Origin of the sequence: Xylocopilactobacillus apis (assembly GCF_033095965.1) — a bacterium.
GTDB classification, from domain to species: domain Bacteria; phylum Bacillota; class Bacilli; order Lactobacillales; family Lactobacillaceae; genus Xylocopilactobacillus; species Xylocopilactobacillus apis.
In genome coordinates this window covers 2,204,295-2,217,003 of sequence record NZ_AP026801.1, presented here as the reverse complement: position 1 = coordinate 2,217,003, position 12,709 = coordinate 2,204,295, and the positions used below count along the sequence as shown (strand labels likewise).

Annotated in this window: 5 protein-coding genes; all 5 read left to right on the top strand. The window is 40.5% G+C overall.

Annotated elements, in window-relative coordinates:
• Positions 1-7: 7 nt before the first annotated feature.
• The 5 genes from R8749_RS10565 (at position 8) to R8749_RS10545 (ending at position 12,507) form a co-directional block, all read left to right on the top strand.
• Positions 8-199 carry a hypothetical protein gene (locus R8749_RS10565; protein WP_317696669.1) on the top strand — a complete coding sequence of 64 codons (192 nt, stop codon included), beginning with the start codon at positions 8-10 and terminating at the stop codon, positions 197-199.
• 274 nt (positions 200-473) lie between these two features.
• Entirely contained in the window at positions 474-4,964 is a 4,491-nt protein-coding gene (locus R8749_RS10560; RefSeq protein WP_317696667.1) for an immunoglobulin-like domain-containing protein, read from the top strand.
• A gap of 160 nt (positions 4,965-5,124) precedes the next feature.
• A complete protein-coding gene (locus R8749_RS10555) occupies positions 5,125-5,451 on the top strand; it encodes a helix-turn-helix domain-containing protein (protein ID WP_317696665.1) in 327 nt (108 codons plus the stop codon).
• A gap of 23 nt (positions 5,452-5,474) precedes the next feature.
• Entirely contained in the window at positions 5,475-6,380 is a 906-nt protein-coding gene (locus R8749_RS10550) for an IS3 family transposase (RefSeq protein WP_317696662.1), read from the top strand.
• An 823-nt stretch (positions 6,381-7,203) separates the two neighbouring features.
• On the top strand, positions 7,204-12,507 hold the full coding sequence (locus R8749_RS10545) for an immunoglobulin-like domain-containing protein (protein WP_317696660.1): 5,304 nt from the start codon (positions 7,204-7,206) through the stop codon (positions 12,505-12,507).
• Positions 12,508-12,709: the final 202 nt, after the last annotated feature.

The window sequence follows — 12,709 nt, the reverse complement described above, 5'->3', positions numbered from 1 at the left end:
AGGCGAAGTGCAGATCGTCTACAAGAAAGGCTACGGCGTTAATCTTTGGAAGAGCGCAGGCACGACGAACGGATTCTACCCCGGACGCAAGTTAATGCATGGCAGCAAGTGGAAGACTTCTGGCAAGCAGAATGGCTTTTACAAGATTGGCAAGGATCAATGGGTCCAAGGCGAATACGCTGGATATAGAGCTTACTAATATAATGGATAGAACTCGATAATTTCTGAGTTCTATTTTTTATGCTGAAATTTTAAACTTTGTTACTTAATTGTAAACTTCATGGCCGATCAATAAGCTGCATGCACGTGGAACTCTAGTTAAAAAAGGACACGAGTGCGATTATTTTTTTGAGAGTTACAATTCAAAAATCAAAAAGTTGAAAGTTAATGCCTTATATTAGTAAAATCTATGGTTGATTTACTAGTGAATGCGTTATAATAGAGGTTGAACTCTATTCAAAAAGGAGAATTTAATGAAATTTAAAATTGCTGGCTTGGCCAGTACGGCTTTGTTGCTGCTATCCCCAGTTGCTGGGGCAATGAGTGCAGTGGCAAATGCTAATACTGTCCATGCTGTAAATAATTGGGATTACGATGTTGATAATCCCGGTGTTAGCTCGTACGATGCGCTTTTGCAGAATGCGGGCCCTGTTGATGGAATCGTTGATTGGTATCCTACCAAGGGTGCTCTAGGTGAAAATCCTAGTGCCCAGAAATTAGTTAAGCAGTTAATCGACCTTTCGATCGCTACTAACGATTCTAGCTCGAATGCACGTAAGATTTTATTCAGTGATACGACGGGAAGTCTTAATACTATTCGTCCAGAATACAAAGATACTTATAATAATTATGAGCTAGCGTTTGGATTTATCGCTCAGATTTTGAACATGAACAATACTAAAACTGGTCTTGGTGCTAAGCTCGAACAGAACGCTGAACCTAGTGGTGAAGATGGCGACACAAATAGAGGTAAGGATGACCCTGTTGCTATCGACGGTAATTTAACAAAAGATCCAAAAGATAACGCTAGCAGCATCGGTAAAAATATTTCTGATGTCTTAGGCGGCGCATTCTTTGGTAACGCTGATGATGCTTATGCTCAGGTTTATTTGAACGGTTATGATAACGTTTCACAAAACGAAGCAAACATCATGCGTGAAGCTACTACAAGCATTACGATTGTTGCTCAGAGTAAGTCTACTGGCAAAAAAGCTACTGCTGTATTTAAGCTGAACAACAAGACTTTGCCTAAGGCAGCTACTGGCTCTAAGCTTAACAACTACGTTGATAACAGCCTTTATGCTTTAGAAAAAGACAACGGTGGTAAAGATATTGCAGGCTTGAATTTAACAACCGCAACTAAATCTGAAATCGATAGTATCAAGTTCTCTAAACAATCTACTTTCTGGGCAGACGGTAACGGCGATGGCACGATCGTGATTCCTCGTGGAACTACTGCTAAGCAAGTTGCTGATATGATTGCTAAGAAGAAACTTGATGGCACTAATTCATATCGTGAAACTGCTCCGATGAAGGCTGTGCAGGGTGGAGATCATGCTTATAACCACTTATACGAACCTGATAAAAATTCTGTTGCTTCTCCTGGTGGTGCAGGAACAGCTAACACTGTTTCAATTCCAACTGATGGTAAATTTAACTTTGCCAAAAAGATTACGTACGGAATGAACGGTCCTTCTGCATCTAGTGAATCTAACCCGCAATATCGTGAATACAATAATGTGTTTAATGCAACATCGGGTTTTACTGGGCCTACTAATTCCTCTTCTGATCCAATTATTACAGACACAAATGGATCTAAAGATGCTTGGTTTGGTGGAAGTGCTGAAGCTAATAATGCATCAGGCCATATGTTAGATACAAATAAAATGTTTGATGGAACCTTTAGTAATAGTTCAGCGACAACCGTTCCTAATGCAAGTTCCTCAGAAGCTAATCCATTTGTGAACGATCCTAACGCTCTTAAACCTGAAACTTATATGAATAGCAAGAGTTCGACAGGGGTTCAAAATGTTGCAGGAGTTAAAGATCCAAAATCATTAAGTAATGTTGGTAAGGTTGGACATTTATTCCAGCCTGCAAGTTACGTAAAAGAAGCATATGATGCTAATCATTTTGTAAACGACAATCCTCAATTTAAGGATTCAGATTCAAGCAAAATTGCTCAGAGCATTGCAAATAATGGTAGCTTTGCTAGCACTGATCCTAATGCCGGGATCAAGAAGAGCTTTACTTATGAAGCACCAGTTAACACTTGGATGTACAAGTCATACAACAACCCTTACTCTACAGTTGTAAGTAGTCAGGGTGCTGAAAAACCTTATAGCGGTGCTACTACTGAAACAACTATTAAGCCACAAGAAGCAGTTGATTTAGCTGATCCTAATAATGACAAGCCAAATCTTGATGCTGATACAACGGTGAAATTACCAGCTGCTGGTACAGCGAAAGTTATACAAACTGGTGAACATACTTATTATTATGTAGGTTTATTGGATGGTTCAGGACATTTAGATGCTGAAGCTGGTACTACTACTTTGAAAATTGGGAGTTCAGCTTCTGATGGAGTTTTACAAAAATTTGGTGTTGTAGGTACTGATGGATCTAATTTAGGTGGTGTTAATGCTGCTGCTGCTGAGTCCCCTAGAGCTGCACTAACACCAGGATTAGGAGGAAATGTGTATCGTAAGCCTAACTTCAGTGCTGACAAAAGTTCTACTGATAATTTAAGCTTTGGTACTGGACCAATTGCAGATCCTACTGACGCAAAACTTGCTGCTGCTTTAAAAGCAAACAAAGTATCTAAAGGTAATTCGCAGTTTTTTGTACAAACATGGGATAAAAATGTTGTTTCAGCAAGTGGTTCTACTCCTCTGATTTATAATGTGAACGCGATAAGAACTCCTGCAACGACTTTAACTGCTGATACTTTAGATAAAGTTGACGGTCCAAACTTTGAATCTAAATATTATGTTGAGGGTGTGATTGACTTAGAGGCACCAGATATTAGATACAGCATAAATGAGCATATAGTTCAAAGCAGTGATTCTAAAAAGGCTTCATTTAACTCTAATCTTTACAACAATCCTAATAGTGAATTTTCTAAAGATGCAGATACAAAACACAAAAATAATAGTCGCTTCTTCGTATCGCAAGACTTCTCTGTTGGGCCTGTATCTAGCGATATGGTTTCTAAGACTGGTGACAGCACTGTAGATAGTGATCCTAATAAGATTCTTGATACAGTTGCTAAGAATAGTGATCCTACAAAAGCAAATGATCTAACTGGGGCACCTAATGGTAAAGATGCTAAAGCAGAATTCACCGCAGAAAAAGGCTACAAGCTAGTTACTCTTGACGATGCAGCTAAAAACCAAGGTACAACTGTTGATGCTTTAGCTAACGAAGTTGCTAAAGTTACTGGTAAATCAGTAGATACTGTTAAGAATACTAAGTGGTTAGAAGCATCCCTTCCTCGTGTTAAAGAAAATGCTGGAACAGCCCGCATCAATGTCGTAGTTTATGATAAAGAAGCAGTACCAGCTCCAACTAAGCAGGACACCAAACCATCATTCTCAACAACAGATGTATCTGGCGGCAATGATCCATTTAATGTTAACCTTCGTCCATATACAACTACTTATGATGATGGTGCAGTATTAACTACTGCTAACGTTCCTCAGAACTTCAAGAACTTATTAACTAAGACATTAGTAGCCGGCAACCCAGATTTAGTTGACGCTACTGGAAAAGTTTCAACCAACAAATTACAGCAGATTCTAGTTAGTTCATTCCTTGGCAGCTGGCAGCAGAATGACGGCAGCTTCAAGCAGACTGACTCAGGTGCTGGTGTAAGTTCACCACTATACATGTATGGCGGTTTTGGGATTAGTAACTCTGATACGAAGAACTCATACTCACAGTGGCCGTTAGGTTATACTGACAACAGTGGTGATTATAACAATGCAGTAAGTAACTTCTCAGGTGACTTCTACCGGGGAGCAGCAGATCTTAAGACAGCCGACGGTAAGAGCACGATTAAAGGTGTGCCATTCACTGCCGTAACCGCAGATGTGAGCAAGTTAGATGTAACAAAAGCTGGAACCTACCCAGTAGTTTATACTTACACTAATCCTGATAATGCCAAAGATACCGCAAGCATTACGGTACCAGTAACAGTAAGTGATGCCTCAGCTCCAGTATTTGCATTCCAGGGAAGCACTGATTCAACAATTAATGTTGGCGACAGCTTCAATGAACATGAATACAAAGTAGTAGGATCATGGTCAATCTTCAACAATTACGGCGGAGATTACTCCAAACTTCCTAACTGTGAAGGAATTGCGAAGAATGGTGACGGTACACCACAGGTAACAATTACCGGACATGTTGATACCCATACCCCAGGTATTTATCAGTTAACCTACAAGGCAACAAGTATCAGTGGTGCAAGTACAACAATGATCAGAAACATCACAGTACTGCCAAAAGAAGCAACAACTGACTGGACAATCACTGACATGAAGGCAGTAGGGTATATCAACTATGTACCAGGCTATGGCATTATGGTATACAATGCTCCAGCAGGCGGAGCAACTGGTCAGAGATTAGCCCATGCAACTGCGTGGAAGATCAGTCAGAAAGCAGTTAATACCAAGGGAGACGTGTTCTACCGCGTAGGCAATGCTCAATGGATTAACGGCAAGTACGTATCCTTCAGTCCAATCAGTACGATGACTCCATTAAGAGGAGAAGTACAGATTGTGTACAAGAAGGGATACGGCGTAAACCTCTGGAAGAGTGCAGGCACAACTAACGGCTACTATGCAGGAAGAAAGTTAATGCATGGCAGCAAGTGGAAGACATCTGGCAAACAGAACGGCTTCTACAAGGTTGGGAATGACCAATGGATCCAAGGTGACTACGCAAGTTACAAAGCATATTAATTAATAGAGTAGAATTCGAGCAATCGAGTTCTATTTTTTTGACCAAAAATGACTTAATCCCCAGCAGTTGCACAGTGTAAATAAATTTTTGAATAACGATCAAATTATGAAATTATAATCGATATAATGAATTTATAGTTTTTATTAACAAGGAGACTAAATGTTGGGGGTCAAAAAGACAGTGGGATTTGATTTTAATCGAAAATTAGAGGTTGTGAAGTGGACGCTTAATCACCAAATGGATTATCGACAAGCGGTGGAAAAGTTTGACCTATCTTATCAGCAGGTTTATACGTGGGTGGCAAAGTACCGAAAAGATGGGGATCGTGGTCTGATTGATCGAAGAGGGCGCAAAATTCCTTTTGACGAGATGAATGAAGTTCAGCGCTTAAATTGTGAGGTTAAGTTGCTAAGAGTCCAGCTGCAGGATCGAAACCTGATGGAATTGATGCGAAAAAAATCCGAAATAGTCGAAGGGAGGGGTTAACTCCGACAACTGAGATCTACGAAATGATCAAAGACTTACATCATGAATATCTTGGTCAAGATACAGAAGAATTAGGAATTGTATCAATCAGCCGCTTAACGACTCTTGCGCATGTCAGCCGGCGCGCTTATTATTACTGGCTCAATGGTGGACGCAAGGAAAGCCAGAAAAGTGATTTTAATGCTTTATTGTTAGGAAGGATTAAAGTTATTTTTCAAGCGAGCAGGCAAACTAAAGGCTATCTGAGTATGACGGCAGAATTAAATGTGTGGCTGCAGGATCATCAACTGCCAACTGTTAACCATAAGCGCGTTCGTCGCTTGATGCGAGAGGCGGGGTTGCGGTCGGTGATTCGAAAGAAGCTTCCTGCAGAAAGCAAAATTGAGGCCGAGTATGTGGTTGATAACAAGCTTAACCGCAATTTTGAACGCAAGGGGATTAACGAAGTGTGGGCGAGTGATTCCACTTTTTTAACTTACGGCGAACATCATGAGAAAGGTGTTTGGCTTTGTGGCGTGTTAGATTTATACAGTGGTGAAATCTTAGGATGGTCGTTAAGTTTGAACAAGACTACAGATGCTGCAATTGCTGCTTTTGACCAGGCCTTTCAAATTTTCCCGGACGCTCATCCGCTAGTGCATTCAGATCGCGGATCTGCTTATACTTCGTTTAAGTTTCGTGATTATTTGAAAGAACACCAGGTTGAACAAAGTATGTCTCGGCCTGGGAATCCGCACGATAATGCAGTTATTGAGTCTTTTTGGAGCCAGTTCAAGACAGAGTGGATGGAGCAGTGTGAGCAAGATATTTCGACTCTGGAGAACCTGAATGATTATATAAAAGAAGGGATTCATTATTTTATGACGGAAAGACGTACTCAGAAGAATAATGGTTTGACGCCGCTTGAACTGCGCAAGCTGGCAGCTTAGTTATTTTACCTGTGCACTTTAACGGTCCTAGAGCACTGGAGTAGCGAGTACAGCTCTTCTGCTGCTGTCTCCTATCTCTAGTGCTTTTACCGCTGCTGCTCAGGCAGTTAATGTTCACGCTGACGGTAATAATTGGGATTACGATGTTGATAACCCTAATTTAAGTGAATATGACCAGCTACTTCAAAACGCTGGACCTAGTGACGGTTCAGTCGACTGGTACCCCGCTCAGCGTTTTGCCAGCAGTAAAAATATTAATGCGTCTCTATTAGTTAAACAATTAGTCGATCTATCGATCGCTACCAATGACTCTACTTCTGACGCTCGGAAAATTCTTTTTAATGATACTACCGGCGATAATGCTAATCAAAGTTATAAAGATACTTACGATAAATATAACCTCGCTCTTGGCTTTATCTCCCAGATCCTAGCATTCAAAAATGCTCGGGTTGGGAAAGGTGCTTATCTTAAACAAGGCTTTGAATCGCCTGATGGAATACAAGTTGGGAATTTTGATCCTAATGAGGATAAATTCGCTGATACTGGCGAAACTCCGAGAGATATCATCCGCCAAATTCCGCAGTCTAAAGACGGCGTTAATATCTCTGACGTTTTAGGTACTGCCTTCTTTGGCAATCCTGATGATGCCTATGCGCAGCTTTATATTAATGGCTATGATAACGTTTCGCAAAATACGGAAAATATTATTCGCGAAACGACTTCTTCCATTACGATCGTTGCCCAGAGCAAAGCTACTGGTAAAAAAGCGACTGCCGTTTTTAAACTTAACAACAAGACTTTTAATCAGCTGCCTGATAAGGTTTTGTTAGAGAACAGAATCGATAAGTCGCCCGCATTTTCCGGTACTTGGGGCACTAAATATATTCCTGAGTCTGAGAAAGCTGAAGCTAATTCTAAAGGCTTGTCGCGGTTAGGGGACTCTACCAACGGGGCCTTTAATCAGACCACCAATCTTAGAAATGGCTTGACCGATGATCAGAAGTTTCAGCTCACCGGTGGTGGGTCGACTGCTTGGGTTGATCCCAAATCTGGTGATGGGACGATCGTCGTGCCGCGCGGGACGAGCGCTGATGTCATTGCCAAGAAGATTTATCAGCTTCAATACCAAAGCAACTTCTCTATCCGCAACGTTGCTCCGATGAAGGCTATTCATGGCGATGAATTTAGTACTCACCCTTCCGGCAGCTTGTCTACTAAGGATAACTCTTACAACGTCCAGTTTAATCCTAAAGGAACTGTTGGAACTAATGATGTTGATAAATTTGCAGCAACTAACGATAATCTGACGCCTGTTAACAATGATAATTTTAGCTATATTGATCCTGTTTCGAGCGATACAGTTTTAAAAGCTGAAGGTGTTAATAACTACCTTGCGGTCGCTGATCCGAGACAAAAAGAAGATGGATCTCAGGCTGGGCTGAAGACTGATTTCAGCAACAAGCTTCTTCATACCCCGCTTGACACTAACTCTACTGGAAATGATGGGATTGGCCAAGATTATGACAATACCGTAGCTAAAAGGATCCCTAATCAGGCTGATACTAGTGCAGATGGGATTGATACGCCGATCGGGGCCAGTCATATGGATACTGATAAATTCGGGCATGGACTTCCAAATACTGTAAACTTTTGGCCTGCTTATGATGTTAATACTTCTTTAGGTGCCGGAGTTAATGGTCTTGGTGTTAATGACGCTATTAATAAAGATCAGGCAAAATATGATAAAACTAATAATTACTATGAAGTGCCCACCTATCCATTTGGAGGACCAGACACAGCTTCAACGTTTGGGGGTGGAGATGCAGAATCAATTACTTTAGATCCAACATCTGCGGAAAATCAGCTTGGTAATGTTGTTCATGCTTTTGAGCCAAAGGACGGCAAGAAAGATGCTGCTTCTCCATTCATGGTCCGTGAAGCTTGGGACAGTACTCACGGCATCTTCGGGACTGCTCCTTTTACGGGTACAACGGAACAGCAGATTAAGGATAAGGTTGCAGCTAACGGTTCATTTACTGACACAACCGGTAAGTCAATCAAGAAGAGCTTTACCTATGAAGCACCTTTAAACAACATGGTCTTCAAGTCTTACCGTAATCCTTACAGTACGGTCATCTCTACTGCTTTGCCTTTTGCGAAAGATAATGCTGAATTTACTACCGGGAAGTATGATGACGGCAGTACATTCCCTACTGGGGGACTTGATAATCCTGCAGGATTAGCTGAACCGCTTGTAACACATCCTGGTGATATGAATAATTCCACTAATAGTTTCAGTGGTGAGTATAGTAATGAAACTGATGGCAATACATTACTATCAACGCTCCCATATACGAACCCGTGGTATGTCAATTATAGGGGTACTGCCAATACTATTGGTAGTATGGACTATAATGACAAGATTACTGATATCAAGGGAAATGCAGAAGTAAATATTCAGGGCGCTCCAAACGCTACGGCTAAGTCTCTGCACTTAAATGGTCTTACTTGGGAATCTAAACGAATTTGGGATACCGATGGTAATGGTGTTGTTGATACAACTGACACTAATACTAAAAAAATGGGTATTTATAATGCAAATAAACATGTTCAAAAAGTTGATGACTCAACTTTGAGCCAAGGATATGGGCCCAGTGGAAATATGAAAGTAGATGTGACTTCTGATCTAAGTATACCTCCAGCAGGTTCGACTCCTAATGAAAATAATACATATAATAGATGGATTGAGACAGATGGAAATAAATTAAAGGGAAAAGAATTACATAATGAAATATTTACCACTGCTGATACGGCTCATTCAGTGCCAAATTGGGGAGGGGGAACTCATCATCCTCATGACCATAATGGAACCATAGCTGATAATGAATTGAAGCAAGTTCAAGATGCTAACAATAATGATGGGTTTAATTTAGACGACAATGGAAAGCCATTTTTGAAACCAGGTTCATTTGTTCGTAGTACATTGGTTGGAATACCGTGGTCGGGTTCGATAGGATCTTCATATAACAATGCTGCTGAAACAGGGGGATTTGTAGTACCTAGTTCGGAGGTACCAAATCCAAACAATACTTCAGGAGAACAAGTAACAGGTAGTGGACCCTATTATGGTAATGGAAATATTGTGGTAAAATCTGCGACACAAACCCATCATGAGGTCCATAAACAGTTTGCCAAGAATGTTGGATATGTACTGATTAACGCAAGTGGTTTGAGTGAAGCTCAAAGCAGAAAGTTATCTAAATATCAAATTCCTGATGGAAAAAGGGGAACGGATTCAAATAATTATTTAAACTATATATCAAATTCTAATGATTTCGGAGATACTGAGCGTCCTTATATTTCTCCAGTAAATGATGATCTTACCTATCGTGGTGGATTACTTGGGGTAATGAGTATTCATGGAGACCAAAGTAAGCCAGGAATGACTATTGATCATTATACAGCTGCTGATACAGATGCTACTGATCCAAATCCAAACTTATATTTTATTAGTCAAGGTAGTACAGCAAGTCCATCATTAGCTGGAAGCATCTATAATTCGATATTACAGAATGCTTCTAATGCTGATCCAATTTTCTTGGAAACACCTGGTCTTACACCTGATGAAAATAATGTCAGAGTAGATAAAGATAATGGTCAATTTGCTTCAGATACAGACTTGCATTATGGTTTGGCTTGGAACGATTCGTCAGATTTACCGCAGGTTAAAATCAAACGTTCACTTAACGTTCAGTATTTAGTTCCAGTTTCAGTTGCTAGAAACGTTAAAACTACATGGGAACAAACTGTGGATACTAGATACGAACAAACTTCTGATGCTCCTTCTCCTACACACGGTTATTTCTATGATATTAAACAAACCGTTAAGACAGACTACGATAACTATAATCTGTATTTAGGAGATGTAAAATTAGGTTCTTCACAAAGCGCAGATAGACCTATTGACGGTGTACTTACAAATACTTCTGATACCAATTCATCATATTATAATAATTATAATGCTGTTAATACAAAAACCGATTCGCTTGCTAAACTTCGTCCAGTAAACAACCAGATCGCCTATACTCGTATTGACAAGAGTTATCCTCATTATGATTCAGAGCTGTTTGATAAAGGTTCAAATACTGATGATATCAGTGCTAATAAATCATCAGTTAGTGGAAATAAGTGGATTGGCGAATCTAACGAAATTTCAGCTGATTCCAACAAAGAAAAAGATGCTGAAGCTTCAAAGAAGATCGGTACTTCTGATGATTATTCAATCGGAATTGTTAAAGCTCCTGATAAATTCTTCAAAACCACTGGCGGTGTTCCAAATGATCCGAAAAAAGGTTTAGAAGCTAATGATCAAAATGTTGTTCAATCAACCGAAAATGCAGCTGACGGCAAACAAGGAATCAACAAGACGATGGACGTTGATGCCAATGACAACGGAATGGCAATCAGTGATCCTGACAGCTACACAACATTAGCTAAAGCATATAATGTTAATATTAGTGGTGATGGTGATAAAGCTAAAGTTACTCCTAATGATAAAGATAACAGTTCTAATAAGTGGGATCGTGTTAAGTTAGTTGAACAGTTAATGCAGAACGGCGGAGATGCAGGTGCATTCTACTACATTCCATCCCTTCCTCGTCTTTACAGCAATTGGGGCAAAGCCAGAGTAAACGTAGTAGTTTATGATCAGGCAGCAGTTCCAGCTCCAACTAAACAAGACACAAAACCATCATTCTCAACAACAGATGTATCTGGCGGAAACGATCCATTTAATGTCAGTCTTCGTCCATATACCACAACATATGATGATGGTGCAGTATTAACTACTGCTAACGTTCCACAGAACTTCAAAAACTTATTAAGTAGAACACTAGTAGCTGGTAACCCTGACTTAGTAGACAATACAGGTAAAGTAGCAGCTAATAAATTACAGCAGATCTTAGTTAGTTCATTCTTAGGCAGCTGGCAGCAGAATGACGGCAGCTTCAAGCAGACTGACTCAGGACGAGGTGTAAGTTCACCGCTCTACATGTATGGCGGCTTTGGAATCAGTAACTCTGATACGAAGAACTCATACTCACAATGGCCGAAAGGTTATGTTGATGGAACCGGTGACTACAGCAATGCCGTAAACAGCTTCCCAGGGGACTTCTACCGTGGCGGAGCAGATCTAAGACTTACTGACGGCAGCGGAAAGATCAATGGAATTCCAATGACCTCCTTAAGTGCAGATATCAGTAAAGTAGATGTCACAAAACCGGGAACTTATCCAGTAGTTTATACCTACACTAATCCAAGCAATGCCAAAGATACCGCAAGCATTACGGTCCCAGTTACGGTAACTGATTCAAGTGCACCTGTATTTGCCTTCCAGGGCAGTACCGACAGTACCATTAATGTTGGCGACAGCTTTAATGAGAATGAGTACAAGGTCGTAGGGTCATGGACAATCTTTAACAATTACGGCGGAGATTACTCGAAGCTTCCTAACTTTGAAGGAATCGCAAAGAGCAGTGACGGAACACCTCAGGTAACGATTACGGGACATGTTGATACTCATACGCCTGGTATTTACCAGTTAACGTATAAGGCAACAAGTATCAGCGGTGCAACAACTACAATGGTTAGAAACATTACCGTACTGGCTAAAGAGAATGCAGCTGAATGGACATTAACCCCTAATAAGATGGTTGGGTACATCAATTATGTACCAGGCTATGGCATTATGGTATACAATGCACCAGCAGGCAAAGCAACCGGTCAGAGATTAGCACATGGTACAGCATGGAAGATCAGCCAGAGAGCAGTTAATACAAAGGGAGAAGTTTACTATGCAGTAGGCAAGAACCAGTGGATTAACGGCAAGTACGTGTCATTCACGCCAATTAACACGATTACCCCACTACGAGGCGAAGTACAGATCGTCTACAAGAAGGGATACGGAGTTAACTTGTGGAAGAGTGCAGGTACAACGAACGGCTTCTATCCAGGACGTAAGTTGCAGCATGGTAGCAAGTGGAAGACATCTGGTAAACAGAATGGCTTCTACAAGGTTGGTAAGGATCAGTGGATCCAAGGCGACTATGCGAGTTACAAAGCTTACTAAGAGCTAAAGAAATAGAACTCAGTTGATTCTGGGTTCTTTTTTTGCGCATATTACAGCGGGTATTTTTTGAAGATCAAAGTAAAAAATGTTTTAAAATAAAATTGATTTTATTGCAGTGCTAAATTATTATACTTGTAGTTGATCTAACAAGTTATTTTAGAACTTCTATAACTTGTTTTTAGGGAGTGTTTTTGGTAGGAAA